Below are 24,857 nucleotides of genomic sequence, written 5' to 3'. Positions count from 1 at the left end.
GAGATCACCGTGTTCAACGAATATAGATCACGCAAAGCAGCGTCCAAATCAAACGTACTTACGCTGGAGCGCCCGATTGAGACGCCGCTCAAAGCAAAAGTGGCACCGGAACCTGTTGACGCTGATCTTCAGGCTCATTTGGAGCTCAAGAGCCGCCTGCACAGCGAGCTTCTTGACCGGCTTAATCTGTCTGTCATCGACAAGGTCGAGCGATCAGAACTGAAGCGGCAGATCGCGTCCCTGGTCACTGGCCTGATCGAGGCCGAACGCTTGCATATGCGGTCCGAGTCTTTCACGGCGCTTGTCGAAGAGCTCATCCACGAAGTGATGGGGCTGGGGCCATTGGAGCCACTACTGGAAGATCCGACCATCAACGACATCCTCGTCAACTCGTATGACAAAGTCTATGTCGAACGTTTCGGGCTTCTGGAGCTCTCAACGGTTCGTTTTCGTGACGAGCGGCATCTTCTACGGATCATTGACAAGATCGTCAGCAAGGTTGGCCGACGTATCGATGAATCCCAACCTTGGGTCGATGCGCGCCTGGAGGATGGCAGCCGTGTAAACGCGATCATCCGGCCGTGCTCTGTCGATGGGCCAGCACTGTCGATCCGGAAGTTCTCGCGCAATCCTTTGACGATCGAAAAGCTCGTTCAACAGGAAAGCATGAACGAACAGGCGGCGATGCTCCTGGAGGCGCTGGTCGAAGCTCGGCTGAACATTTTGATCTCAGGCGGCACCGGTACCGGTAAAACAACCATGTTGAATGCCGTTTCGTCCTTTATCGATGGCAGGCAGCGTATCGTGACAATCGAGGACGCCGCCGAACTTCAACTCCAGCAGAGCCATGTGGTTCGATTGGAAACCCGCCCTCCCAACTCGGAAGGTCAGGGCGTTATCACCCAGCGCGATCTGGTCCGAAACGCGCTGAGGATGCGACCCGACCGTATTATCGTTGGTGAGGTGCGCGGCGCCGAATGCTTCGACATGCTTCAGGCCATGAATACAGGGCATGACGGATCAATGACGACCGTTCACGCCAACTCGGCCCGCGATGCATTAAGCCGGGTTGAACAGATGGTGACAATGCTTGGCGCGGACTTGCCAATCAGAACAATCCGATCCCAGATCGCTTCGGCCATTCATGTTGTGCTCCAGCTCAGTCGACTCAGCGATGGTACACGGCGGGTGGTCAGTATTTCCGAAATCACGGGCATGGAAGACGACACTATCACCATGCAGGACATCTTTGTCTTCAAGCGCCGCGGCAAATCAGAAGACGGCGTCGTGTTGGGAGAGTTTCTGCCCACTGGCATACGACCGAAATGCTTCGACCAACTGGTTGCTGCCGGAATTGACGTTGATACCAACATGTTTGTTCGCGGGGCCATGTCATCATGATCGACTTACAGCCAAACACACTGAGCATCCTTATTTATATTTCGATTTTTCTGGGCATTTTGCTGGCATACGAGGGGCTTCACCAGCTTCTCCTGCGCAAGGAGACCCTCAGCGAAGCCAGAAACCGCCGTATGAAAATGATTCAAAGCGGAGCTACGGCCGATGAGGTTTTACAGTTACTCAGGGATCCTGCCATGCTGGCACCCGGCGAGAAGCCTGGGTTGATAGCCCGGTTTCGCCGCCTTATTGTTCAAGCTGGATTGGCAATTAGCCCAATCTGGTTCGTTTTTGCCGCAGCATTCCTTGCCGCGATGGTTTTCTTGGGCGCATCACGGTTCATCGCTTCGGAACTCGCTTTGGCCTTGGGTACCGTTTTGGGTACAGCCTTACCGTTGGTCGTGCTGGTTGCCATGAAGGAAGCCCGCTCCAAGAAGCTGACGAAACAGTTGCCGGATGCATTGGATCTGATGGCACGTGGCCTGAAAGTTGGTCATCCCGTGGCAGTGACGGTTGGAAATGTGGCCACTGATCTGCCGGACCCGATTGGCTCGGAATTCGGCATTATTCAGGATCAGATCAACTATGGCGATGACGTCGCGACCGCGTTTCATGATTTTGCAAAACGCGTCGGAACCGAGGATGCGAACTATCTTGCCGTCAGCATCGGCATCCAGCACGGGACCGGCGGCAATCTGGCGCGTATTCTGGGAATTCTGTCTCAGGTGATCCGGGACCGACACACAATGCAGAAGAAAATCAAAGCCATCTCTGCCGAAGGACGCCTGAGTGGTCTTATCCTTACCATCCTGCCGATCGTCATCTACCTGTCGATCGAAATTTCCACACCAACCTTCTATGGCGATGTCCGAAGTGACCCGTGGTTTCCGTTTTTTGTCTACGTCATCATCGGCCTGACGATTGCCCAAGGGCTGATCTTGAGACGGCTCGTAAAGTTCAAGTTTTAACGGGGAGCGGAGAAATGGACATGATTCAAGAAATTCTGAGCGACCAGAGCCTTCCTCCGCAGTATCTTCTGCTTGCAGGATTAGCAGTGAGCATCTTTTTTGTCGTATTGGGGCTTTCAGGAATGACGGCAAGCGACAACACTGCTGCACGTCGCATGCATGTAGGATCCCTTTCACGGGCGCTCGGAGAGGATTTTGACCTCATTCAAGGTGACAACAGCGACCCGCATGGTTTGTTGAAAGCTTTTGTACCGTCATCAAAACGCGAACGTTCAAAAATCGGCAAACTTCTGAAACAGGCGGGTATTCAACGAAAACACGCCATTCGTTCGTTTTATGTCTTTCGTGCGGTCATGGGGTTTGTCCTGCCGTCGGTATTCGTCATTGCCATGGCCTTGCCGATTGAAACGCAGGTTCAACTTGGGATCGCCAATCTAATTCAAAGCATCTCATGGGTGAACGCATTACAGATTGTGACGGCCTTGATGGTCACTGGATTTTACGGCCCTGCTTTGTGGTTGCGTTACCGGATAAAAAAACGCCGCCAGGCGATCGAGCACAGCCTGCCGAACGCGCTGGATCTGCTGCAAGTGGCGATTGAGGCCGGGCTGGGTTTTGATGCGGCGATGATCCGCGTCTCGCATGAAATGGCCCTTGCAGCGCCCGAGATTTCACAGGAATTCTCGATCCTTCAGCTGGAGTTGCAAGCTGGTAAGGAGCGTCAGGCCGCCTTTCTGGACATGGCTGAGCGGGTCGGCATCGACGAGATGAACTCGTTCGCGAATGCGTTTTTGCAGTCCAATCAGTACGGGACCAGCATTTCCGCTTCATTGCGCAGGTTTGCGACCGACATGAGACTGGATCGCGAACTACGTGCCCAGGAAAAGGCTAACCGCCTACCGGTGCAGATGTCCGCTGTGATGGCAATGTGCATGATGCCAGTTCTATTGCTGATTTGCCTTGCACCAATGCTGATCCGTTGGATCAACATGTTCGGGTAAAGCACGGCAGGACGAAATCGAAATTGCTAAGTTAACGCGCAGCTACGGCACTCGAAACACAATTTAGTTTTTGCGATACTAATTGGTGACTGAAAGCCGAAGTAGTTCGAAGTTTCGACGAGTTACATTTGTGGTATCGAAATTGCCTGCGATAGCAGATGTTTTGTGCGGCGTTGCGAATGAATTCTTTGATTGCCCGCACAGCACTCGGGTCTCGCATGTCCGATTTGGGCTGCGACCAGCCACTGATGCAAAAGTATGAACGGCGACACCGAGCCAAAAACGGCGGTTCAATCCGATCTAAAATCGAACCCTCTTTGGCCCGACTGGTCATGATAGTCGCCTGCGTGTACCTTTCCAGAGCTGGTGCAAAAAACTATGTCAGCCGTTCTTCTTGGGGAGGGGAACAATGATAGCAACACACACAGGTTACCTTCTGATTGCTGACATTACCGGATACACTCGGTTCCTGACATCTTCAGAAATGGATCATGCCAATCCCATCCTGCAATCTCTTCTGAGCGTTTTGCTTGAACAAATTGGAGACCCGCTTCACTTTTGGAAAACTGAAGGGGATGCCGTTTTGGCTTATTCGACACGTCAGGATTTTCCGTCAGGAGAGACGTTTCTCACCATCTGCGAAAACCTCTACAACGCATTCACCCTGAGGCGGCAGGACATAATCGCCAACACGACGTGCCCATGCCGAGCTTGCGCAAATGTTGGCAATCTGGATCTCAAAATCATCGCCCATCACGGTCAATTTGATGAAATGCACCTGGGTCCCACGAAAGACATTTCTGGCGCTGATGTCATTCTTGTTCATCGGATGACCAAGACAGATGTAGCTGAGAACACCAGTATTCGTAGCTATGCCCTGTTCAGCGAAGCGGCCGTGACCGCAATGGACATCAGCGACATAATGGAGCCTTTCTCGCAGGACATCGAGCATTTTGGTGAAGTCCGCATGATGGTCTACGATTTGACCAAAGCATGGGAAAAAATGCGCGCTAGCCGCCAACGCGAGTTCCTCGAAGAACAGGATGGCGTATGGACTTTGCGATATCATTTCGACGCTCCTATTGGGGTCGTTTGGGAAACTCTCGTCGCTCCCGAGCACAAACTGAAGTGGATGAATCGCGTCAGTGATATCAAGATGGAGAACCCCCTAGGACGCCTTGGTCAAGGGTCGGGCTATCATTGCGCGCACGAAATGGCCCGATTTTATTATCGTGTCACAGATTGGGAACCTTTTGAATATTTTTCGACGCGCATTCTGGACCCTGCGCGCCCGGACATCAGCTTCCCCGAGACTTACCATCTGACAGAAACACAAACGGGCACCGAGCTGCGCTATACAATGGGTATGGCGACCGATGCCGATGGCGCACGTTCGGAAATTTCCGAAATAGAATGTTCCGCGTTCTTGGCAGAGTTCTGGGCTGTGTCTTTTGCCGACATGAATGAACAACTCTGCCAATCCAAATAGCACTCTTCCACCCAAGGGTCGGTCGCCCCCTACATTGAAAAATGTGGGGTCAGTTTTGTCCGAGAAGTAGACGTGGCAAGAAACGATCCGGCGACTGGACTGCGCAGATTGTGATCAGGCCGCCTCGCTACACAAACGACCTTTAGTAGGCGCAACCTGTCAACGCAAAGCTGTTGGTACGACCTTCTGGCTGTTGCGTACAGTCTATGCGTCGAAGTTCCAGATGTCGCGCTGAACTTTCCAGCCGTTGTCGCCTTTGCGGAAGTAGAGAATGTACTTTCCAGCAAGTTTTTGTCCGCCCATGGTGCCCGTCAAGGTTCCCACAGTAACGCCAAAGTCTCCGCTGATATGGGCCTCGGTCAGATTGGCCACGACTTCACTCAGACCGCTGTCAATAGCTGCCTGCCAATATTCCCGAATGGCTGCATGACCTGACATTATCGGCGCTCCCGGCGGCATGGCCGCGCCGTCTTCGGCGTAGGGTGCTGTTGCCCTACTTGCGTCCTTTTCGTTGATCCCTTCAATGATGGCAGCGTCGAGCTCTTTTACAACATCAATATCAGACATCTTTTTCTCCCGAGTTCTTCCGATGTTGTCATCAGGCTATCACAATAGTCCGAGTCGATACTCATCCGAGGTGGCCCAAAGAATTATTGGAAATGCCACAACGAATTGAGGTAGCTTTGGCCGTTATACCGTTGTTCGTCAGCCATGCGACGGATAGCAGCTTCGTCCGCAAAGCGCCCAAGGTCCATTCCGAGCCCAAAGTTCCACTATTCAGTGCGGAGTTGAAAAATCATTGGGCAGGAAATATTCCCGCTGTCGCAGTTGGCGGTAAGTTCGACCAACGCCCCCTCCAAGCGCTTAAGTTCGTCTATCTTTGCTCGCACGTTAAAGATATGGAGTTCGGCCAGTTGCTTGACAGATTGGCAATCCTCAACGTCGCCTTCGGACAGGTCGAGTAGCGTCTTTGCGTCCGAGAGCGAAAAGCCCAGGTCTCGGCACTTCTTTAGGAAGCGAAGCCTTCCGATATCCTGCGTGGAATATCTGCGGCGATTATTTGATGCCCGTGCCGGCTTCGGCACGATCTCTGCGCGTTCGTAGTAGCGGATAGTTTCTATGCCGACACCGCTTTGCCGGGATGCTTCCCCAATCGCGAACATGTGAGATTTCCCGCCTTGATCCTGTAGTGGCTACAGAAGCTATACGAGAGGGTGCCGCTGATACAACTCCGCACAAAAAAGGCCGTCAGAAACGAAAATGCAGAAGTACCTTGGCCTTAGTTACATAGGATCGCTGTCCGCGCTTGGCGTTGCGACTTGCTGTGTATTGCCCATGACGATGATGTTGCTGGGATTGAGCGGCAGTTGGATAGCAATCTTTGGGAAGATAGCAGCAGCAAGCTACTATGTGTTGGCGATTTCGACCGCGCTCGTCGCGGTATCTTGGCTGGTGTCTTATCGGCGCGATTCAATGCTAAAGTTGAAATGGTGGCTTTGGGGAACGACCGCGATGACCGGTTTAGCTTGGGTCGTCGTTTTCTATGAGGCTCGGATCAACGATTACCTGATTATGCAGATGTGAGACAATGACGGACCAAACTGTAGTGCTTGAAAGCACACTGACTTGCCCAAAGTGTGGGCACAGCGAAACCGAAGAAATGCCGACGGACGCCTGCCAGTGGTTCTACGAGTGCAAGTCGTGCAAAGCGGTTTTGAAGCCGTTGGAAGGCGACTGTTGTGTATTCTGCTCCTATGCCACCGTGCCCTGCCCACCAATCCAGTTGGGAGATGGCTGTTGCAGGTAAAGCGAACGCTCACTTGGTCTGCACAACAGCTGTTGTGCAATGGCCAATCCATTGTCAACTTTATATGAGTGCAAACGGATCTAATGTCTCTCCTTAGAGTTTTTGTAGATTTTTTTCTTAGTTTCACAGTGGTTCGACAAAGGTCAAATCCTGCTCCCGCAACCAAAATCTGAACAGCCCGTTCGATCTGCAAACAGTCCACCGGACAATTAACGCTGCATCTGAGTCCTAAAAACACACGCAATCGGGTTGCGCCCAACCGTACGAAGTGAAAGCTCTTCGAAAGCCTGCGACGCGCGCCCCGAAAGGTTTCTGCACAAGCCTTCCTGCCTGCGCCGTGTCCAATGCAGGCTGCGGCCTCCGAGACTATTTCCGGTTTTCAATCGGATTAGGCCCTTGATAAGTCCAGCGATAGGCTGGTGGAGTCGGGCCTTTGTTCCGCCCGCCCTGGTTCATCTGTTCCCATGCGTGGGCGATGACGCCTACAGATCGCGACAGGCAAAAGAGACCGCGCGCAAGAGGGCCGGCAAAGCCCAACTCCGCATAGATCACGGCGGTCGCGCCGTCGATGTTCATGGGAACCGGACTGCCTTTGCGGGTGTTGAGCGTGTGCTGAACCACGCGCCCGATTTCCGCGAAGCGCCCGCTGACTGTTCCGGTGCCGGCTGCTTTGTCGACGAGAGCCAGCAACCGGGGTGCACGGGGATCCTCGGGTTTGTGGAACCGGTGGCCAAAACCGGGGATGAACCTTGTTCGTTCTGCCTGCCAGCGGTCGATCATTAGGGCTGCGGCATCATCCAAAGCGAGCCCATTTTGAACCGCATCGTCGATCCACGTATAAAGCTCAACCGCCTGTTCTCCGGCGCCGCCGTGGATGTCGTCCAGCATGTTGACTGCTGAGGCCATGGCTCCATTCAAACCCAATCCGCAGGTCACGGACATCCGCGCCGCAGCGATGGACGGGGCCTGCGGACCATGGTCAACAGCGGAAACCAAGGCACATTCCAGTAAATCCGCTTGCGCCTTGGTGGGTATTTCACCGCGGGTCATAAGCCAGATCATTTGTGAAAATGACACGTTGCCGATCAGATCCTCTATGGGAATGCCGCGAATCCGGATTTGGCCGGGAGCCATGTCGATGATTTCGGTCGTCCACCAGTCGGATACGTCGTTTCCGTGGCCGCTCATATTGCTCCGTCCTTCTTCAGCTCTGCAATTTCGTCTTGAGATAAGCCAAGGTCGCACCAAATCTCTGCGTTATGTTCGCCAAGGGTTGGCGGAGGTGTTTCTACGGTCGCAGCTTGGCCATCCAGTTTGATCCCGGTGGTTGCGACCTGAATGTCGCGGCCTACGCCCGGAACACTTTCAAACCTGTGGAGAAAGCCGCGATCGGCGACTTGTGGCATTCTCAACACTTCCGGTACCGTCAATACGGCCCCTGATGGAACACCGATGCGATTCAGTTCCTTGGCCCAGTCGCGCGCCGGGCGGGTTTTGAGAACGGTTTCCAGTTCACCCTTCAATGCCAATCGGTTGCGCTTTCGATCTTCCCGCGTTGCGAATTCACTCCGTTTTTGCAGGACGGCGAGGCCGAGGTGGTCGGTCAACAGCACCCATTGTTCGTCCTTGTTGGCGGCAATATTGATAAGACTGTCTTGGGCCTCAAAGGTGCCAGACGGCGCCGAAGTCGGGTTTTCGTTGCCTTTCGGTTCAGGTTCGACGCCTGCGATCAGATAGTTGGATACGACCCAACCCATTGTCGCAAGAACCGATTCCAACATGGAGACATCGATGAAACTTCCACGCGGATGGCCATTCAGCGCCGCTGTGATCGCAAATGCGGCAGTGATCCCGCCCACCGTGTCGGCCACCGGATATCCAACGCGCAGCGGCGCGCTTTCTGCGCTGCCGGTGATCGACATCACGCCCGACGCGCCCTGAACGATCTGGTCATAAGCCGGGCGGTGCACCCAGGGACCATCCTGTCCAAATCCCGAGATAGCGCAGTAGATCAGGCGCGGATTCATGCCCTGAAGTGTTTCGTAACCAACACCCAATCGATCCATCACGCCGGGTCGAAAATTCTCGACGACGACATCGGCGGTCTCGACAAGCTTGAGGAACAGCGCCTTGCCTCGAGGATGTTTCAGATTGACGGTTACGGATTTCTTGCCGGCATTCTGGGCCAGGAACGACACGCCCATTCCTGCCTTGTTCAACTCAGGATCAGCCCCCAGCTGGCGCGCCAGGTCGCCGCGCCCGGCTGCCTCGACCTTGATCACTTCGGCGCCCAGGTGGGCCAGGTGGTGGCAGCAGAACGGGCCAGCCAAAACGTTGGTCAGGTCCAGAACCCGAATTCCCTCAAGCGGTTTTGACATGTTGTGCACCTCTTCAAGTGTTGACCTGAGGATCGAGACGTCGATTTCCGAACATGCAAAATGCTATCGCACAAGCGGCTAAGCGACCAACCGGTTGGCGAAGTTTTTTTTAGTATTCAAAAAAACAACGGCCCTCACCGTACCCTTTCGACGTGAGGGACCAAATCCACTGATTTGGTTGCTGCCAGACGGTAATCTGGTTCAACCTCCGGAACTTGAGAAACTAAGCTTCTTGCTGTCTTCACTGATCGGTGTAACCTGTCGATCAGTGAGCCCCGTTTGTCATTTCGATGAATAGAACCCGACAGGATCACCGAGCGTGCCCTCGTCAGGATGAACGCCGAGACCCGGAGCCTCTGGCAGGTGCAGGAACCCATTCATGTTACGCGGACCTCTTCCGCCGGCGATGTCCAGTGTCAGCATGTCCTGGCATGCCCACACCGCGTGGCAATTGGCATCCGGTATCGTTGCGGCCAGATGCAGCGCCTCGGTGTCGGCGAGGACAGAACCGCCGGTGGCCATCACGAACATGTCTATACCGTGCGCCAATGCGATATCGCGTATTCGGGCCGCCTTGGTGAGGCCGCCGACGCGATTGAGCTTGATGCCGAAGATTTCAGCCACTCCGTCCCGCGCAATTCGGGCAGCGTCCTGCAACGTGACAAGGCTTTCGTCTACGCTGACGGGTGAGGCGTGCTTGCCTGCCAGTGCTGCAATATCGTCCAGCGTCTCGCAGGGTTGCTCGAACAACACGTTCAGATGTTCAGTTGCTGACATCACGCGCAAAGCCTGCTGGCGGGTCCAGCCGCGGTTGACGTCGTAGAGTACGATTTCGCCGGGTTTTCGGATGGATTCAACGTCTTCGATGCGAGCAATGTCGCGTTCGACATCGCCACCTATTTTCACTGAATGCGCAATGTATCCGCGCTGTCTATACCGGTCGATCACGGCGCGCGTGTCCTCGATGGTCTTTGCTCCGACCGAGGACGCGATCGGGCGTGGCGTTCGGGATCCACCGCCCATGAGGTCAGCAATCGGCAAACCCGCCGCCTGGCCCGCAATATCCCAGCAGGCCATATCAATCGGACTCTTGGCGTAAAGGTGTCCCGGCAACGCAAGGTCCATCGCGCGTTCCACATCCAGAACGCGGCGCGGATCAAGACCGAAGATGAACGGAGCCATCGTCTCGATCCCCGCCCGGATACCGGGGCCGTGAGCCGGGACATAAGTATGGCCCCATGGCGTACCTTCGCCCCAGCCGGTCAGGCCTTCATCGGTTTCGACTTTGACGAATGTCGCATCCAATACCTCAAACTTCAGGCGACCGCCGGACAGCCAATAGGGATGCTCAAGCGGCAAATTCTTTTGAAAAACCGTTATTTGCGTGATCTTCATACCTGATACTCCGCTACCGGCTCGCCAAGGCTTTTGAAATCGGGCACTACGCCCAGCCCCGGCGTGTCCGGTGCATAAAGGTTGCCATTCTCTGCCCATGCACCGCCAATCCCAGTGGACCGTGTGTTGTAGTTCATCAGATCGGTGGTGTTCTGCAAAAATTCCGCCGGAGTGGACGCTGCGAAGTGGGCAACCAGCGTTGTCGTGATTTCGCCGCCCCAGGTATCCTCGCACACCACGGGCAAACGGTTCTCGATCAGGAAATCCCGGACGCGGCGCGCCTTGCTGATTCCGCCGAGGTTGGAAATTTTTAGGCAACAGATCTCGGCCCCTTTGTCCTGCACGATCCGTTGCGCGGCGGCCATACCGGTAATGCACTCGTCCAGCTTCATGGGGTGTTCGGCAACCCGCCGTACTTGTTGGCACTCATCATAAGTCCTGCAGGGTTGTTCCAGAATGTAATCAATGTCGCGTGTGGCTCGGGCCACGCGGATTGCATTGTCGACCCGCCATCCTTGATTGGCGTCTGCCATAGCCTTTTCGCCGGGTTCCAACAGTGCCACTCCGGCCATTATCCGGTCAATGTCTCCGGGCCAGTCGCCGCCGACCTTGATTTGAAACTGCCGGTAGCCATCGGCGCGGTAGCGTCGCATCTCGGCCAATGTCTCATCGGTCGCCTTTTGCGGTGCAACCCGATACATCGGCGCGCCATCGGTCAGTTTTCCGCCCAGCAACATCCAGACTGGCTGATCGCAGGATTGCCCCAGAATATCCCAGCACGCCGCGTCAAAGGGTGCCTTCGCATAGCCGTGACCTTGCACAAGGCCGTCCATCAACTGCTCGATCCGCGCGACTTGTCTTGGGTCTTCACCTAGTAGCCTTGGCGCGACAAGCCGGGCCAGTGCTTCGACCCCTTCTGAATGCGCAACCATGTAGTTTTCACCGCAAGGCGTAAACTCTCCGCATCCCTGCAAACCAGCATCCGTGTCGATGACGACCACGCTGGCCGACGCGACCTCGATCGCGTTGCCGGCTCCCCAGACATAAGCTCCGCCGACGTAAGGAAGTGGTGTTTTGAAAACCCTGATCCGCGTGATTTTCATGGGACGACGACGATATTGCCTGTGTGTTTTTTGGCGATGAAGGCGGCCTGAGCCTCGCGCAGTTGCTCAAGGGGATAGGTTGCCGCAAGAGCGGGTTTGATTTCTCCGCTTTCAATGTATCGGACAAGGTTCGGCATGACCTCTTGCCCGATCACGGTCGATCCGGTGAAGGTCAGGTCCCGCAGGTAAAAGGTTCGCAGATCGAGTTCGACCATTGGACCGGCAATAGCGCCCGAGCAGGTATAACGCCCGCCGCGCTCAAGAATGTCGATGAGTTTCGGCCAATACGGCCCGCCGGCGATATCCGCGACGACCGTGATCTTCTCTGCCCCCAAAGCAGCGCGTAGATCATCTGGCGCTCGCGGTAGGATCAGATCGGGTTTCAAGGTGGCAACTTCATCGTGCTTCGCTTCCGAGGCCAGCGCGACAACTCTTGCACCCCGCCGCTTGGCCAACTGGACCAGGGCGCCGCCAACGCCGCCCGAAGCACCTGTCACCAGAACCGTGTCGCGTGCAGTCACATTGGCCCGCGACAGCATGCCCTCGGCGGTGGAGTAGGAACAGGAAAACGTCGCAAGCTCGGCATCGGAAAGGTCGGACTTGATTGCAAAGGCATTGCGTGACGGCGTTGTGGTGTACTCTGCAAATCCACCGTCTCGTTCCGAGCCGAAATAGCCTGTCTTGTTCATATCCTCAGGGTCTTCGGCATCACGCAACCAGCCATCCGTTATGACCCTCTCTCCGATGCGCGAGGCATCGACACCGTCGCCCACGGCGACGATCACGCCACAGACGTCCGCTCCCTGAATTCGGGGAAAGGTGATCGGGGCGCCGCCCCATGTGGGATCGTCCTCACCAACTTCTTCGAATGCACCGCCCGTCGTGGCCTCGGTCACGGTCTTGGAGTACCAGCCCGAGCGGGTGTTGACGTCCGTGTTGTTCAGACCACAGGCGCCGACCCGGATCAGGACTTCTCCGGCAGCAGGGGCGGGGCGAGGCCAATCCGCATGGAATTTCATCTGGTCCAGGTCGCCGTGGCCCATTGTGACCATGGCCTTCATAGTTGGGGCCAAATTCATGCTGCGTCCTTTCGTGAATTCAGGCTGTGGTGGTAGCGGTCGGCGAGTCGGGCCCTGCCGTAATCTCACTTTCGCTGGACAAGGTAAGTGGACAAATATACCATCGTCAACCAAAGATGGAACATATGTATCATTTTTGATTTTCAGCCAAACTCTCCGGCATTTGCCGAGGCGTCAGGGGTCCAAACAGATACGATATTCCAAAAGAAAATGATGCACTTTTGACGTGCGATGCAGGAGGTCATTGATGGCTGAAACCCTGGCGATGCCCAGCCGCTGGACAGCAGAACAAAAGCTTTTTCCCCATCAGGTTGGATTCACCAGCCCGCCTTTTGACTTTGACGCCGCTCCGTCAGATTTCCTGCGCATGAGCCCCGATACAGTCGGAGTGCACGGCTGGATGCTGCATGTGCCGGACTATGTGCACGGGCTCGACCAGCGCAAACAGAACTTCAATATGCTCGAAGACTTCGTTCACTGCATGTCGCGCAATGGCGTCGATGTTTGCGGGCAGGTCGGTTCCAACTGGGTTCATGCCAGCGGATTGGGAGTCGAAGGCATCCGCCAGCATTGTGCTGATCTGTCCGAAAAATACGGAACCCGGTTCCATATGGCGGGTTATGCGATGGTCGAAGCCTTGCGGGCGATGAACGTCGAAAAAGTGGCGTTGAACGCGGCCTATCACTGGCCCGATTGGTGGCAAGGTACGGTTGGCTTTCTGGCAGAGGCCGGGTTCGATGTTGTTTGGGCGGGCAATTTCGTCGATCAGGGTTGGTTTCCCACGCAGGAGGCTACAAATGCCATGCGCTGGATTTTCGATGGTGATCTGTTCGAGAAGAGCTTTGCCTATGTCGCCGAACAAGCCCCCGAGGCCGATGCCTATTTGATCAACGGCATGTGCAACTTTCGCAGCGGCCCGGGCGGGTTGCCTCAGCGCCCGCTGCATCTGGCGCGCAGCATGGAGGCCGTTCTTGGCAAACCGATCATTGGCCACGATATCGCACTTTATTGGCGGATCATGAAAGACTTGGGGATCGCGCCCACGACACCGCAGGGCGTATTGTTGGAGAGCCTACATGCATAAAATCATTGCCCTTTGGGCCGTACCCCGTTCGACGTCCACCGCGTTTGAATGGATGATGCGCCAGCGCGGCGATCTGGATTGCTTGCACGAGCCATTCGGCGAGGCATGGTATCAGGGGGAAGATCCGCTCTGGCCACGCTACAAGGACGGAGAAAAGACGACACCCGGTCTGACGATCGAGAGTACCTGGGGAGACATTCAGGCACGGGCCGAGAAAGGGCCGGTCTTCCTCAAGGATTTTCCGCATTACATCAATCACATGTGGACACCGGACTTTTTGGCGCACTTCACCCACGCTTTCCTGATCCGTGACCCCGGCAAGACGATTTCGTCCATGTACAACAAATGGCCGGATTTTGATGAGCTTGAGGTCGGGTTTCCCGAACAAAGGGCGCTGTTTGACCTTTTGACAGCATTGAACGGAAAAGCACCGCCGGTCATCGACAGCGACGATCTGCTTGAAGACCCCGAAACCATGGTCGAAGCGTTTTGCAAGGCCGTGGATATCCCTTTCATACCAGAAGCTTTAAGCTGGGAGCCCGGGGCGGATACCGCAGACTATAGCTGGTGGGACGGGGGCAGCTTTCATGCCAACTTGCGCGCATCGACAGGTTTAAAGCCTCAGGTTCGTCGCTACGTTGAACTTGAAGACTCTCCCGAACGCGTTCGCCGAGTGCATCGCCGAATGAAACCTCACTATGATCATTTGTTCCGGCACCGGATCAAAAGCGGTTGACGTTCGAGTTTGCGGGAGCGCGATAATAGGCGCTTTCCTTGCGAAGCACGCTTCGAATGGAGGAGTTGTTGCCCGGTGCGCATCTTGTGGGCATATGCGCTCAGATCCAAAAGGCCTGGAAACCACGAGTAGATCGGCGAAAAGTCGATTGCGACTTCCATCATGGCCGGGACTGCGCCGACGCGGCAGCGAAACCGTCGTCGACACAGGAAGAAGGTTTCTGGACATCGGCTCCGCCGTGTGATTTTATAACATTCCGAGTGTCGAATGCGATATGAAGAACATGACTGAAGACTCCCAACCAGCACCAGCCGACAGATCGGGCCTGGTCGGTTTCCAGAAACATGACCATGCGCACTGCGTTGAATCCGCGTTGGCCGCAGCCGAAGCGCGGTGCCGCGAGGACGGTTTGCGCCTGACGCCAGTTCGGCGAAAAGTGTTGGAGATGCTGCTGCAGGAGCATCGGGCGCTCGGGGCATACGCGATTCTTGATCGCTTGCGCGAGGCGGGGTTCGGGTCACAGCCTCCGGTGGCTTATCGCGCGCTGGATTTTCTGGTCGAGAACGGGTTCGTGCACAAGATTGAGCGACTGAATGCCTTTGTCGCCTGCTCGCACCCAGGCGCGAACCATTCGCCTGCTTTCATGATTTGCAGGCTTTGTGACGCCGTGGCCGAGGCGCAATCCTCGCCCACGAAAGGCGCACTTGGCGCAGCGGCACGCGCCGCTGGGTTCGAGATTGAGCGAACCGTTGTGGAAGTCGAAGGCGTCTGCCCGGCCTGCAGTGAAAAGGCTTAGGCATGACATTGGTAACGGTTGATGACCTCAGCATCCGCTACGGCGCAAATACAGTTTTGCGTCACGTGGACATGAAGATCGAGCCGGGCGAGATCGTGACAATTGTCGGGCCAAATGGCTCGGGCAAGACCAGCCTGTTGCGGGCAATAATCGGTGCCACCAAACCTTCGGTCGGCCGGGTTGTTCGAAAGCCGGGTTTGAAAATCGGGTACGTGCCGCAGAAGCTGCACATCGATCCGACACTGCCGATCACTGTCGAACGGTTCATGCGCCTGACCAGTCCTGTATCGAGGCGAGATTTCGCAGAGGCGCTTGAATCGGCAGGAGTGCCGGATCTGCTGAAGCGTCAAATGTCGCAGCTTTCAGGCGGCCAGTTCCAACGTGTGCTGCTGGCTCGGGCCTTGATCAACCGGCCTGATATTTTGTTGTTGGACGAAGCGACACAGGGTCTGGACCAGCCCGGTTCGGCTGCGTTTTATCGTCAGATCGAAGCCGTCCGCCGCGACACCGGTTGCGCCATCGTGATGATCAGCCACGAACTGCATGTGGTCATGAGTGCATCTGATCGGGTTATTTGTCTCAACGGGCACGTCTGCTGTGAAGGTTCACCTGCGGTGGTTGCTTCAGCCCCGGAATATCGGGCTTTGTTCGGTACAGGCACGGGAGGCGCGCTCGCGCTGTATCGCCACGACCATGATCACGATCACGACCATGGCCCGAATTCTAAGGAAGCGGCAGAGTGATGCTGGACGATTTCATGACGCGGGCAACGCTCGCAGGTATTGGCGTGGCTTTTGCGGCAGCGCCGCTTGGGTGTTTCGTCGTCTGGCGCCGAATGGCCTATTTCGGTGATGCCACGGCGCATGCAGCGATCCTTGGCGTTGCGCTGTCGCTGACGTTCCAGATGTCGATCTTTGCTGGCGCTTTGGCGGTTGCGCTTGCGATGGCGCTGACAGTGACGCTGTTGGCGGGCCGTGGCTATGCCATGGACACTCTGCTGGGCGTCCTGGCGCATTCCGCATTGGCATTTGGCCTGGTTGCAGTCTCATTCCTGTCTGGCGTCCGTATTGATCTGATGGCCTATCTGTTCGGAGACATCCTTGCCGTGTCACGCGCCGATCTGGCGGTGATCTGGGGCGGTGCAGCGCTTGTCGTGGCGCTGATCGCGTGGCGCTGGTCTCAGCTGCTGACTGCAACCCTGAACGAAGAGTTGGCCTATGCCAGCGGGTTTGATCCCAAGCGCGAGCAATTGGTCCTGACCTTATCCCTGGCAGTCACGGTTGCGGTGGCGATCAAGGTCGTCGGTGTTCTATTGATTGCCGCGATGCTGATCATTCCGGCTGCGGCAGCGCGCAGCCTGGCGCGGTCGCCGGAATCGATGGCCGTGATTGCTGCGGCAATCGGTGCGATTTCTGCCGTTGCGGGCCTGCGCGCGGCCTATGTGTTCGATACGCCGGCTGGTCCGTCGATTGTCTGTGTGGCTGCAATTCTGTTTGCCTGCCTCAGCCTGATTGGTTGGCAGAGCCAGCGCAGAACCTCGTAATCAGGCATCATAGATCACAGCTTCCCGGTTCCGCCATTGGCTCTGCCGTAACCGGTTTCATGGTCGTCGGCCATGACTGCTTGCCGTGGCCGCGGCAGAAAATTCCGCAGAGAAATGGAATTTTGGAACATTCTTCTTCATTGAGTGGTGGTCAATCCTCGACAAACCCAATATCTAAGGCGTCACGAGTTCATCAGGCAGAAATCAGTCCCGTGTTCGACCTTCCGGCGCAGCGCGCGCATCTCTCCGAAAAATACGACCTTACCCCATCGCCCGAGCTGGCCGCCAGCATGAGCGATATCTACGACCGCATGTCACGCGTCGTGTCACCGGCCGACTGGGCGATCTATGCGCCCTATGTCAAAGCGATCAACGATCTCAAGGTCGAGCGGAATGCCGTCATTCTCGGCCACAATTATATGACGCCCGAGATCTACCACGGCATTTCGGACTTCGGTGGCGACAGCCTGCAACTGGCCATCAAGGCAACCGAGGTCGAGGCGGATGTGATCGTTCAATGCGGCGTGCATTTCATGGCTGAGACGTCCAAGATCCTCAGCCCGGAAAAAACCGTGCTGATGCCGGATATGGAGGCTGGGTGTTCGCTGGCGGAATCGATCACCGCCGAGGGTATCGAGGAAATGCGGCGCCGCTATCCGGGCGCACCGGTGGTGTCCTACGTGAACACGACGGCCGAGGTCAAAGCGGCCTCGGACATTTGCTGCACTTCGTCCAACGCGGCCCAGATCGTTGCCGCGCAGGACAGCGACACGGTCATAATGACCCCGGACCAGTATCTGGCGCAGAACGTGGCCCGCGACGTCCCACAAAAGAACGTGGTCTGGTGGGAAGGCTCGTGCATCGTGCACGAACAATACAGCGCCAGCGACTTGCGCGACTTCCGCGAATGGAACCCGGGCACGCGGCTTATTGCGCATCCCGAGTGCCCGCCTGACGTGGTGGCCGAGGCTGATTTCTCGGGCTCTACCAGCGGCATCATCAAATATGTCACTGATAATAAGCCGGAAAAGGCACTGCTTATCACCGAATGCTCGATGGCTTCGAACATCGCCGATGCGCTGCCCGAGGTTGATTTCGTTGGCCCCTGCAACATGTGCCCGTACATGAAAAAGATCACGTTGGAGAAGGTGCTCTTTTTGCTCGACACAATGACCGGTCAGGTTGAAGTTGACGCCGAGATTGCCGACAAGGCACGTCTTGCCGTTCAGCGCATGATCGATTTGTCGCGCCAGTTGGGGATCTGACGCACCCGATGCAAGTGGTCACCACCCCCCGAGTGGTCATCATAGGCGCTGGCCTGGCTGCGGTGTACGCAGCGTTGAAACTGGCGCCGCGCCCCGTGGTGATGATCTCGCCCGAAACACTGGGATCCGGCGCAAGCTCGGTCTGGGCGCAGGGTGGGGTGGCCGCTGCGATGGCACCAAGCGACAGTGCCGAGGCGCATGCCGATGACACGATGCGCGCAGGCGCCGGTTCGGTCCTGCGCGAAGTGGCCGAGTTTGTGACCCGCGCCGCACGGGACCACGTCCTTGATCTGTCCGATCTTGGAACCGGTTTCGATCGCGCCGCGGACGGAGGGTTTATCCAGTCCCGGGAAGCAGCGCATTCTGCCGCCCGCGTGGTTCGGGTCAAAGGGGATCAGGCAGGGGCCGAGATCATGCGCGCGCTGATCGCCGAGCTGCGCCGGACACCATCAATCCAAGTGATCGAAGGTGCACAGGCAATTGGGCTGGAAAGCGATGGTTCACGCGTCACCGGCGGTTTTTTCACCAGTACCGAATCCCCCGAAGCAGAGCCGGTGCTGGTACGGGGCGCTGCCCATGTGTTGGCTACAGGTGGGTCAGCGGGGCTCTATGCTCTGACGACCAACCCTGCGCGCATCCGGGGGCAGGGGATCGGCATGGCGGCCCGCGCGGGGGCGAGGATTGCGGATGCCGAATTTGTTCAGTTTCATCCGACGGCCATCGACGTTGGCGAGGACCCTGCACCCTTGGCGACCGAGGCGCTGCGCGGCGATGGTGCCGTTTTGGTCGACAAAACCGGTGACCGGTTCATGCAGGGCATCCATCCCGAGGGGGAATTGGCGCCGCGCGATATTGTCGCCCGCGCGGTCTATCTGCAAACCCAGGCCGGGCAACACCCGGCGCTCGACACGCGCTCGGCAATCGGGGCCGAAATCGTTTCTCAGTTTCCTGCGGTGACCGAAGCCTGCATTCGCAACGGTGTCGATCCGGTCACCCAACCGATCCCCGTCGCAGTGGCAGCACACTATCACATGGGCGGCGTGGCCACGGACATGACGGGCCGCAGTTCGTTGCAAGGTTTGTGGGTTTGTGGCGAAGCTGCCTCGACCGGTTTGCATGGCGCCAATCGGCTAGCGTCCAACGGATTGCTCGAAGCGCTGGTTTTTGCCCGTGCCTGTGCGCTGGATATTGCGGCAGTTGTGCCAGAGAGCAAGGCAACACTACTGGATCTTGAGTTCCGTTCAGGCCCTGCAGTCGAGCGAACTGATGCGATTCAGACATTGCGGGATACAATGACCAACTTCGTGGGCGTTGTGCGGGACAGCGCCGGGCTGCGCCGGGCTTTGTTCGCCATTGCCAAACTCGAGGCCGACAACGCGACGTCTGCCTCTTTTCTCAATATGTCTGCGACCGCCACTTTGATCGCCGCCGCTGCACTTATGCGCGAAGAAAGCCGCGGCGCGCATTATCGGTCGGATTTCCCGCAGGCTGCACACGGCCCCGGCCAACGCTCGATTATGACGCTGAGCGAGGCTATGACGCTGCGCGACAGAATTTCAAAGGAATCCAAATGACCATTCCCGCATTGCCCGACCTGATATTGGAGCCTCTGGTCCGTTCTGCGCTGATGGAGGATTTGGGGGCCAATGGCGACATTACTTCGCTGACCGTAATACCGGATGATGCAACCTATTCCGCGCGGCTGAATGCGCGCGAAAATGCGGTGGTGTCCGGGCTTCAGGTGGCCGATCTGGCGTTTCGACTGGTCGATCCGTCGCTTGAAATCACCATGCATGTGCAGGATGGGCAGCGCTGCGCGAAAGGTGACACGTTGATGGAAATCAACGGAAAGGCGTCCTCGATCCTGTCTGGTGAGCGGGTCGCGCTGAACTTTGCCGGGCGGTTGAGCGGTGTTGCAACTTCGACAGCGGCTTTGGTGGCGGAAACCAAAGGTACCAGGGCACGCGTCACCTGTACTCGCAAAACCACACCGGGGCTGCGCATTGTCGAGAAGCAGGCGGTGCTGCATGGCGGCGGTTTCAACCACCGGTTCTCTTTGTCTGATGCGATTTTGATCAAGGACAACCACATTGCGGCAGCGGGCAGTGTGCGTGCAGTGCTGGAGGCCACGAAGGCCCGCGCCTCACATATGATGAAGGTTGAAATCGAGGTGGATCGGCTGGATCAACTGGCCGAAGTGCTGGAGGTTGGTGGCGCGGATGTGGTTTTGCTGGACAACATGTCAACTGACACGCTGGCCGAGGCGGTCTCGATGGTGGATGGCAGGCTGGTGACCGAGGCATCCGGCAATGTAAGGCGCGAAACGGTTGCTGCCATCGCTGCGACAGGTGTGGATTACATCTCGTCGGGGGCGTTGACGCATTCATACCGAACCATTGACCTGGGTTTGGATTTTTGAACCACCAGATTGCTATTGTTGTCGCCGCAGTGATGCGCATGGATATACCATAACCCGGCTACCGGTTTTTGAAGCCTCGTGCGGGGCTCTTTCAAAAGGACTTGGGCGCGCCGAAGGCGCTCAAGCTTGTCGCCGTACGCAATGCTTGAATGCGATTGGCATTTTTAGCCGCACTAAAATAAATTTTGATCTCCGCCCGGATATTCTGTTCAATGGGCGAACACCAAGTGACCAGCAGGAGGTTCTGCATGCAATCGCCCAACGAGCGCCCAAAACCGAAGTCCAAGGGGCATCCGACTGAATTGGGTCAAACGATCCGGCGCAGGCGCAAGGCGATGGGCATGACCTTGGAGAAGGTTGCAACACAGGCGGACCTGACGACTGGCTTTCTGTCTCAGGTCGAACGGGGGTTAAGTTCTCCGTCGCTGACATCGTTGATGGCAATAGCGGCGGCACTGCAAACCAGTGTCGAACAACTGCTGAGCGTGCCGCAAGTGTTTTCGGAATATGTCGCGCATGACAGCCGACAAACTTATTCATTGGGCGTTCGTGGACGGTTCTACGAAAAGCTTGGGCCCGGTTTTTCAGGTGCCCTGTTTCACCCGCAGATCGTGCACCGCCCGCCTGGTCATGTTTCCGAAAAGATGTGCCACAAGGGCGAGGCGTTTTGTTACCTGCTGTCCGGTCAGCTGGAATATCACCTCGGTGGAAAGGTCTTTGTCATGTCGCCGGGTGATGTGATTCACCACGATACCTCGGTGCGTCACTATTCAGTCGTTCTTGGAGAAGAGGAGGCTGTTGAACTTTGGGTTACAACTTCGCCAATGAGTGAAACGGGGCGGTAGGAAAAATCGCGGTAAAAAAATTTATCTTATTACTAAAAAAAACTTTAGTATTGCTAAGAATCGCTTATTGTCTTGGCCCATAGGCAAATGAATTTTGCGGGAGGAGAAGAAGATGACGCTAAAAACGGTTCTGGGAATGACCGTTGCTTTGACGCTGGCGCTGCCGGTGACAGCACAGGAAAGGGGCGGAACGCTGAACTTCGCCCGCTACGACGGATCGCGCTTGATTGATCCGATCTATGCCGATCGCAACCCGGACATCTGGATGGTTGGCAGTTTGTTCGACACGCTTCTGCGCGGCAGTGCCGATGGCAATTCGGTGGAACCCGGCCTAGCCGAGGAGTTTTTGGTTTCGGATGATGGCAAAACGGTTTCTCTGACCCTGCGCGAGGGTGTTTTGTTTGCTGACGGATCACCAATGAGTGGCGAGGACGTTGTTTTCTCGCTGGACCGGGCGCGCAATCCCGATCTTAGTCCGTGGGCTGGGTTGTTGGGGTCAATCGAAAACGTGTCGTCGGATGGAAATGCGATAACCATTGCGCTGAAAGACCCGGATCCAACGATCCTGTCCATGCTGGCTACCTTTAATACGGCAATCGTTTCGAAAGCTGCCTTTGACGCCGCTGCTGGGGACACCGATCAGGATAAATCAGCGGCGCTGTTTGCTGCCACTGCTGCCGGGGTTGGCTCCGGACCGTTCTACCTGTGTGGGTTCGAACAGGGCGCTTCGATGGATTTCTGCGCCAACGAACACTACTGGCGTATGGGTGCGGACGGCAAACCGCTGCCATATCTGGACGGCGTGCATTTCGAGATCATCCCGGATGACGCGACCCGTATTCTGAGCCTGCAAGCAGGTGAGGTGGACGCGGCCGAGTTCATTCCCTTTAGCCGCGTGGCCGAGCTGGAGGCTGATCCGAACGTCAACATGCAGCTCTACCCGTCGACCCGGATCATTTATTCACCGATCAATACACGTGACTCCCGTGCCGACGGTTCACCAAATCCCCTGGCGGATCCGCGTGTCCGGCAAGCATTGAACTATGGCACCAACAAGGATGCCCTGATCGGCGTGGTTCTGCACGGCGCTGGCCAGCCGATGAGCTCTCCATTGATGGCCAAGGCCACGCAATATGCGTCGGATCTGAGCCCGCTCTACTCCTATGACCTGGACAAAGCCAAGTCGCTGATGTCCGAGGCCGGGGTGACGGATGGAACTCAGGTCACGTTGACGACACTGGCAGGTTCGGCTGACGATGCGACGATCTTTGCAGCGCTGCAACAGATGTGGGCGCCGCTGGGAATCGATCTGGTGGTCGAGCAGGTGGACGGTGCCACGCGCGGTGCAAAGAACCGTTCGGGCGAGTTCGACATACACACCTATGGCTGGGTCAATGACGTAAACGATCCAAGTCAGGTTGTCGGATGGCTGGGCTACACGCCAACCGCCAAGGCCGTCGGCACCGGTTGGGAAAACGCCGAATTCAACGCGCTGTTCGAAGAAGCCGCCAACGAAATGGACCCTGATGCCCGCAAGGCAAAGTTCGCGCGCATGCAAGAGCTTTATGCCGAGGCCGCTCCGCTTTTGTTCATGTACGAAACGCCCTTTGCTGTGGCGCTGAGTACAGCGGTCGAGGGCTATGTTCAGACGCCATTGGGCAATAACATCTTCGATGAAGCAACTGTCAGCCGCTAAAAGCTGATCCCCTGCCTCGCCGGAGCACACCGGCGGGGCCATTTGCAAAGCGTCAACAATGTCCAGCCTGACCTACATATTCAAACGCCTCCTGCTGATGATCCCGACCTTTTTTCTGGTTATGGTCATCATCTTTCTTTTGGTGCGTCTGTTGCCGGGGGACCCGGCCATTGCGATGGCGGGCGACCGGGCCTCGGACGCCGACATTCAGGCGATCCGCGAACGGCTGGGCCTGACCCAGCCCGTTCTGGTGCAATTCTGGCTGTTTCTCAGCAGCACGGTTCAGGGGGATCTGGGCCGGTCGATCCTGATGCGGACGGATGTGATGGATGTGATCGCTGACCGCCTGCCGATCACCGTTTTTCTGACCGTCTATTCGGTGGTGCTGTCGTTGCTGATCGCAGGACCGCTGGCCTTCGTCGCCGCGCTCAATCGCGGGCGCTGGCCGGATGCGGTGATCCGCACGGTTTTCCAGATCGGCCTGTCTATGCCCGTGTTTTACATCGGTCTGGTCCTGCTGACCTTTCTGGCCGCGCAGCTGCGGCTGTTTCCGGTCGGTGGTTATGGCGATACGTTCGGCGAGCGGCTGTATCACCTGTTTCTGCCGTCGGTCACCGTCGCGCTGTACACTTCGGCCATCATCATGCGGAACCTGCGCAGCGCAATCATCGAAGTTCTGGATGCCGAATATGTCCAGTTCGCCCGCGCCAAGGGCCTGCCTCCGCGGCTGATCCTGGGGCGGCACGTGCTGCGCAATGCGCTGATCTCAACCGTGACCTTGTTGGGGCTATCCATTGGCAACCTGATGAGCGGAACGCTGGTCACGGAAACCGTGTTCGCGTTGCCGGGGATGGGGCGGCTGATGCTGGAAGCCATTTTTGCCCGTGACTATCCGCTGATACAGGGGCTGACTCTGACCTTTGCAGTGCTGGTCTCGGTGGTCTTCCTGATGACGGACCTGTTCCAGAGCCGCCTTGACCCGAGGATGCGTCTGCAATGAGTGATGTTCCCTTCAACGCCGAAACCCGTCGGCCGACCTTCCTTCAGGCGGCCCTGCGCAAGCCGGGGTTTCTGGCCGGATTGCTGATCATCGGATTTTCGGTTCTACTGGCGATCTTTCCCGGCGCCTTCGCGCCCTACGATCCAAACGCAATAGACTATCTGGCTGTGCGACAGCCGCCATCCTGGGCGCATCCGTTCGGCACCGACCTACTTGGTCGGGACAGCCTGTCGCGTGTGATCTGGGCCTATCAGGTCAACATGCAAATGGCGATATTCGGTACGGTCTTCGCGCTTGTGACCGGTGTCGTGGTGGGGGCTCTGGTCGGGTATTACCGAGGGATTGCCGACCTGATCTTTGGCCGTATCGTCGATGCAGTGATCACGTTCCCCTTTCTGGTTCTGGTCATCGCGGTTGTTGCGGTTCTGGGGCCCGGTCTGGTCAACATGTATGTTGCCATTTCGGTGGTCTACTGGGTCTATTACGCCCGTCTGATGCGGGCCGAAGTCATCGCGCAGATGGGCAATGACTATGCCGCGGCCGGTGTTGTGATGGGGTATTCCGACCGGCGTATCATTTTTCGACATCTGCTGCCCAATGCGATCACACCCGTCATCGTTTATTGGATGACCGATATGGCGCTGGTGATCCTGCTGGGGTCGTCGCTGGGTTATCTCGGTTTGGGTGCGCAGCCACCTCAGGCAGAATGGGGTGTCCTGATTGCCGAGGGGCGCAACTTTATCTCGACAGCTTGGTGGCTGAGCCTGATGCCCGGTATCGCCATCGTTCTGACGGGGCTTGGCTTTTCGCTGCTCGGCGACGGGCTGGCCGACCTGCTGAGACCGAGAGGATAAG

Annotated in this window: 26 protein-coding genes; 18 read left to right on the top strand and 8 right to left on the bottom strand. The window is 56.8% G+C overall.

What is annotated here, in order from left to right; translation table 11 throughout:
* Positions 1–9: 9 nt before the first annotated feature.
* From AC2TDJ_RS19050 to AC2TDJ_RS19035, 4 genes are all read left to right on the top strand, one after another.
* A complete protein-coding gene (locus AC2TDJ_RS19050; protein WP_480844266.1) occupies positions 10–1,401 on the top strand; it encodes a TadA family conjugal transfer-associated ATPase in 1,392 nt (463 codons plus the stop codon).
* Positions 1,398–2,366 (top strand): type II secretion system F family protein, encoded by a 969-nt coding sequence (locus AC2TDJ_RS19045; RefSeq protein ID WP_480844265.1) that lies wholly within the window; start codon positions 1,398–1,400, stop codon positions 2,364–2,366. Before AC2TDJ_RS19050 ends, AC2TDJ_RS19045 begins: the two co-directional genes overlap by 4 nt.
* Positions 2,279–3,367: a type II secretion system F family protein gene (locus tag AC2TDJ_RS19040; protein ID WP_480844264.1), complete on the top strand. Its 1,089-nt coding sequence runs from the start codon at positions 2,279–2,281 to the stop codon at positions 3,365–3,367. Before AC2TDJ_RS19045 ends, AC2TDJ_RS19040 begins: the two co-directional genes overlap by 88 nt.
* A 484-nt stretch (positions 3,368–3,851) precedes the next feature.
* Complete coding sequence (locus AC2TDJ_RS19035) at positions 3,852–4,856, top strand: DUF2652 domain-containing protein (RefSeq protein ID WP_480844263.1); 1,005 nt, start codon at positions 3,852–3,854, stop codon at positions 4,854–4,856.
* Between the two features lie 204 nt (positions 4,857–5,060).
* On the opposite strand, the gene AC2TDJ_RS19030 is transcribed toward AC2TDJ_RS19035, so the two are convergent.
* A complete protein-coding gene (locus tag AC2TDJ_RS19030; RefSeq protein ID WP_480844262.1) occupies positions 5,061–5,423 on the bottom strand; it encodes a YybH family protein in 363 nt (120 codons plus the stop codon).
* 206 nt (positions 5,424–5,629) lie between these two features.
* Positions 5,630–6,019, bottom strand: coding sequence for a MerR family transcriptional regulator (locus AC2TDJ_RS19025; RefSeq protein WP_480844261.1), 390 nt, complete (start codon positions 6,017–6,019; stop codon positions 5,630–5,632).
* 97 nt (positions 6,020–6,116) lie between these two features.
* Between AC2TDJ_RS19025 and AC2TDJ_RS19020 the strand changes: the two genes are divergently transcribed.
* The gene (locus AC2TDJ_RS19020; RefSeq protein WP_480844260.1) at positions 6,117–6,440 is read left to right on the top strand and encodes a hypothetical protein; all 324 of its coding nucleotides are present in this window, start codon (positions 6,117–6,119) and stop codon (positions 6,438–6,440) included.
* Between the two features lie 4 nt (positions 6,441–6,444).
* On the top strand, positions 6,445–6,663 hold the full coding sequence (locus tag AC2TDJ_RS19015; RefSeq protein ID WP_480844259.1) for a GDCCVxC domain-containing (seleno)protein: 219 nt from the start codon (positions 6,445–6,447) through the stop codon (positions 6,661–6,663).
* A gap of 366 nt (positions 6,664–7,029) precedes the next feature.
* Here the strand turns inward: AC2TDJ_RS19015 and AC2TDJ_RS19010 are convergent, their stop codons facing one another.
* The 5 genes from AC2TDJ_RS19010 to AC2TDJ_RS18990 form a co-directional block, all read right to left on the bottom strand.
* On the bottom strand, positions 7,030–7,851 hold the full coding sequence (locus AC2TDJ_RS19010; protein WP_480844258.1) for a citryl-CoA lyase: 822 nt from the start codon (positions 7,849–7,851) through the stop codon (positions 7,030–7,032).
* Positions 7,848–9,041, bottom strand: coding sequence for a CaiB/BaiF CoA transferase family protein (locus AC2TDJ_RS19005; protein ID WP_480844257.1), 1,194 nt, complete (start codon positions 9,039–9,041; stop codon positions 7,848–7,850). Before AC2TDJ_RS19005 ends, AC2TDJ_RS19010 begins: the two co-directional genes overlap by 4 nt.
* Positions 9,042–9,323: 282 nt before the next feature.
* On the bottom strand, positions 9,324–10,436 hold the full coding sequence (locus AC2TDJ_RS19000) for a mandelate racemase/muconate lactonizing enzyme family protein (RefSeq protein WP_480844256.1): 1,113 nt from the start codon (positions 10,434–10,436) through the stop codon (positions 9,324–9,326).
* On the bottom strand, positions 10,433–11,539 hold the full coding sequence (locus AC2TDJ_RS18995) for a mandelate racemase/muconate lactonizing enzyme family protein (protein WP_480844255.1): 1,107 nt from the start codon (positions 11,537–11,539) through the stop codon (positions 10,433–10,435). The genes AC2TDJ_RS19000 and AC2TDJ_RS18995 overlap by 4 nt, the downstream gene beginning before the upstream one ends.
* Positions 11,536–12,618, bottom strand: a complete 1,083-nt coding sequence (locus tag AC2TDJ_RS18990; RefSeq protein WP_480844254.1) for an alcohol dehydrogenase family protein — start codon at positions 12,616–12,618, stop codon at positions 11,536–11,538. The genes AC2TDJ_RS18995 and AC2TDJ_RS18990 overlap by 4 nt, the downstream gene beginning before the upstream one ends.
* 247 nt (positions 12,619–12,865) lie before the next feature.
* On the opposite strand from AC2TDJ_RS18990, the gene AC2TDJ_RS18985 reads away from it, so the two are divergent.
* From AC2TDJ_RS18985 to nadC, 8 genes are all read left to right on the top strand, one after another.
* Positions 12,866–13,702 carry a hypothetical protein gene (locus tag AC2TDJ_RS18985; protein ID WP_480844253.1) on the top strand — a complete coding sequence of 279 codons (837 nt, stop codon included), beginning with the start codon at positions 12,866–12,868 and terminating at the stop codon, positions 13,700–13,702.
* Positions 13,695–14,438, top strand: a complete 744-nt coding sequence (locus AC2TDJ_RS18980) for a sulfotransferase-like domain-containing protein (RefSeq protein ID WP_480844252.1) — start codon at positions 13,695–13,697, stop codon at positions 14,436–14,438. The genes AC2TDJ_RS18985 and AC2TDJ_RS18980 overlap by 8 nt, the downstream gene beginning before the upstream one ends.
* 283 nt (positions 14,439–14,721) lie before the next feature.
* Entirely contained in the window at positions 14,722–15,234 is a 513-nt protein-coding gene (locus tag AC2TDJ_RS18975) for a transcriptional repressor (RefSeq protein ID WP_480844251.1), read from the top strand.
* A gap of 2 nt (positions 15,235–15,236) precedes the next feature.
* A complete protein-coding gene (locus AC2TDJ_RS18970) occupies positions 15,237–15,977 on the top strand; it encodes a metal ABC transporter ATP-binding protein (RefSeq protein WP_480844250.1) in 741 nt (246 codons plus the stop codon).
* Positions 15,977–16,777 carry a metal ABC transporter permease gene (locus AC2TDJ_RS18965; RefSeq protein ID WP_480844279.1) on the top strand — a complete coding sequence of 267 codons (801 nt, stop codon included), beginning with the start codon at positions 15,977–15,979 and terminating at the stop codon, positions 16,775–16,777. Before AC2TDJ_RS18970 ends, AC2TDJ_RS18965 begins: the two co-directional genes overlap by 1 nt.
* A gap of 212 nt (positions 16,778–16,989) precedes the next feature.
* Positions 16,990–18,042 carry a quinolinate synthase NadA gene (gene nadA, locus AC2TDJ_RS18960; RefSeq protein ID WP_480844249.1) on the top strand — a complete coding sequence of 351 codons (1,053 nt, stop codon included), beginning with the start codon at positions 16,990–16,992 and terminating at the stop codon, positions 18,040–18,042.
* An 8-nt stretch (positions 18,043–18,050) separates the two neighbouring features.
* The gene (locus AC2TDJ_RS18955) at positions 18,051–19,616 is read left to right on the top strand and encodes an L-aspartate oxidase (RefSeq protein WP_480844248.1); all 1,566 of its coding nucleotides are present in this window, start codon (positions 18,051–18,053) and stop codon (positions 19,614–19,616) included.
* Positions 19,613–20,461, top strand: a complete 849-nt coding sequence (gene nadC, locus AC2TDJ_RS18950; RefSeq protein ID WP_480844247.1) for a carboxylating nicotinate-nucleotide diphosphorylase — start codon at positions 19,613–19,615, stop codon at positions 20,459–20,461. The genes AC2TDJ_RS18955 and nadC overlap by 4 nt, the downstream gene beginning before the upstream one ends.
* Before the next feature lie 91 nt (positions 20,462–20,552).
* On the opposite strand, the gene AC2TDJ_RS18945 is transcribed toward nadC, so the two are convergent.
* Positions 20,553–20,711: a hypothetical protein gene (locus AC2TDJ_RS18945; protein WP_480844246.1), complete on the bottom strand. Its 159-nt coding sequence runs from the start codon at positions 20,709–20,711 to the stop codon at positions 20,553–20,555.
* On the opposite strand from AC2TDJ_RS18945, the gene AC2TDJ_RS18940 reads away from it, so the two are divergent.
* The 4 genes from AC2TDJ_RS18940 to AC2TDJ_RS18925 all read left to right on the top strand — a co-directional run bounded on the left by AC2TDJ_RS18940 (position 20,710) and on the right by AC2TDJ_RS18925 (position 24,856).
* Positions 20,710–21,306 carry a helix-turn-helix domain-containing protein gene (locus tag AC2TDJ_RS18940; protein ID WP_480844245.1) on the top strand — a complete coding sequence of 199 codons (597 nt, stop codon included), beginning with the start codon at positions 20,710–20,712 and terminating at the stop codon, positions 21,304–21,306. The genes AC2TDJ_RS18945 and AC2TDJ_RS18940 overlap by 2 nt on opposite strands.
* 112 nt (positions 21,307–21,418) lie before the next feature.
* Positions 21,419–23,002 (top strand): ABC transporter substrate-binding protein, encoded by a 1,584-nt coding sequence (locus AC2TDJ_RS18935; protein WP_480844244.1) that lies wholly within the window; start codon positions 21,419–21,421, stop codon positions 23,000–23,002.
* A 58-nt stretch (positions 23,003–23,060) separates the two neighbouring features.
* Positions 23,061–24,002, top strand: a complete 942-nt coding sequence (locus AC2TDJ_RS18930) for an ABC transporter permease (RefSeq protein ID WP_480844243.1) — start codon at positions 23,061–23,063, stop codon at positions 24,000–24,002.
* Positions 23,999–24,856 (top strand): ABC transporter permease, encoded by an 858-nt coding sequence (locus tag AC2TDJ_RS18925; protein ID WP_480844242.1) that lies wholly within the window; start codon positions 23,999–24,001, stop codon positions 24,854–24,856. The genes AC2TDJ_RS18930 and AC2TDJ_RS18925 overlap by 4 nt, the downstream gene beginning before the upstream one ends.
* Position 24,857 lies beyond the last annotated feature (1 nt).

The organism is Ruegeria sp. HKCCD6647-2, assembly GCF_057221075.1.
Note: the sequence above shows the minus strand (reverse complement) of the source record. Positions and strands in the feature narration are given on the sequence as shown.

Coding starts and splice junctions, on each gene's coding strand:
- AC2TDJ_RS18985 (WP_480844253.1), top strand. CDS start 12,866: ATGGCTGAAACCCTGGCGATGCCCAGCCGCTGGACAGCAGAACAAAAG.
- AC2TDJ_RS19035 (WP_480844263.1), top strand. CDS start 3,852: ATGGATCATGCCAATCCCATCCTGCAATCTCTTCTGAGCGTTTTGCTT.
- AC2TDJ_RS19015 (WP_480844259.1), top strand. CDS start 6,445: ATGACGGACCAAACTGTAGTGCTTGAAAGCACACTGACTTGCCCAAAG.
- AC2TDJ_RS18940 (WP_480844245.1), top strand. CDS start 20,710: ATGCAATCGCCCAACGAGCGCCCAAAACCGAAGTCCAAGGGGCATCCG.
- AC2TDJ_RS18945 (WP_480844246.1), bottom strand. CDS start 20,711: ATGCAGAACCTCCTGCTGGTCACTTGGTGTTCGCCCATTGAACAGAAT.
- AC2TDJ_RS18925 (WP_480844242.1), top strand. CDS start 23,999: ATGAGTGATGTTCCCTTCAACGCCGAAACCCGTCGGCCGACCTTCCTT.
- AC2TDJ_RS19000 (WP_480844256.1), bottom strand. CDS start 10,436: ATGAAGATCACGCAAATAACGGTTTTTCAAAAGAATTTGCCGCTTGAG.
- AC2TDJ_RS19020 (WP_480844260.1), top strand. CDS start 6,117: ATGCAGAAGTACCTTGGCCTTAGTTACATAGGATCGCTGTCCGCGCTT.
- AC2TDJ_RS19030 (WP_480844262.1), bottom strand. CDS start 5,423: ATGTCTGATATTGATGTTGTAAAAGAGCTCGACGCTGCCATCATTGAA.
- AC2TDJ_RS18980 (WP_480844252.1), top strand. CDS start 13,695: ATGCATAAAATCATTGCCCTTTGGGCCGTACCCCGTTCGACGTCCACC.
- AC2TDJ_RS19005 (WP_480844257.1), bottom strand. CDS start 9,041: ATGTCAAAACCGCTTGAGGGAATTCGGGTTCTGGACCTGACCAACGTT.
- nadC (WP_480844247.1), top strand. CDS start 19,613: ATGACCATTCCCGCATTGCCCGACCTGATATTGGAGCCTCTGGTCCGT.
- AC2TDJ_RS18990 (WP_480844254.1), bottom strand. CDS start 12,618: ATGAATTTGGCCCCAACTATGAAGGCCATGGTCACAATGGGCCACGGC.
- AC2TDJ_RS19025 (WP_480844261.1), bottom strand. CDS start 6,019: ATGTTCGCGATTGGGGAAGCATCCCGGCAAAGCGGTGTCGGCATAGAA.
- AC2TDJ_RS18935 (WP_480844244.1), top strand. CDS start 21,419: ATGACGCTAAAAACGGTTCTGGGAATGACCGTTGCTTTGACGCTGGCG.
- AC2TDJ_RS18955 (WP_480844248.1), top strand. CDS start 18,051: ATGCAAGTGGTCACCACCCCCCGAGTGGTCATCATAGGCGCTGGCCTG.
- AC2TDJ_RS18930 (WP_480844243.1), top strand. CDS start 23,061: ATGTCCAGCCTGACCTACATATTCAAACGCCTCCTGCTGATGATCCCG.
- AC2TDJ_RS19010 (WP_480844258.1), bottom strand. CDS start 7,851: ATGAGCGGCCACGGAAACGACGTATCCGACTGGTGGACGACCGAAATC.
- AC2TDJ_RS19045 (WP_480844265.1), top strand. CDS start 1,398: ATGATCGACTTACAGCCAAACACACTGAGCATCCTTATTTATATTTCG.
- AC2TDJ_RS18975 (WP_480844251.1), top strand. CDS start 14,722: ATGACTGAAGACTCCCAACCAGCACCAGCCGACAGATCGGGCCTGGTC.
- AC2TDJ_RS18995 (WP_480844255.1), bottom strand. CDS start 11,539: ATGAAAATCACGCGGATCAGGGTTTTCAAAACACCACTTCCTTACGTC.
- AC2TDJ_RS18965 (WP_480844279.1), top strand. CDS start 15,977: ATGCTGGACGATTTCATGACGCGGGCAACGCTCGCAGGTATTGGCGTG.
- AC2TDJ_RS18970 (WP_480844250.1), top strand. CDS start 15,237: ATGACATTGGTAACGGTTGATGACCTCAGCATCCGCTACGGCGCAAAT.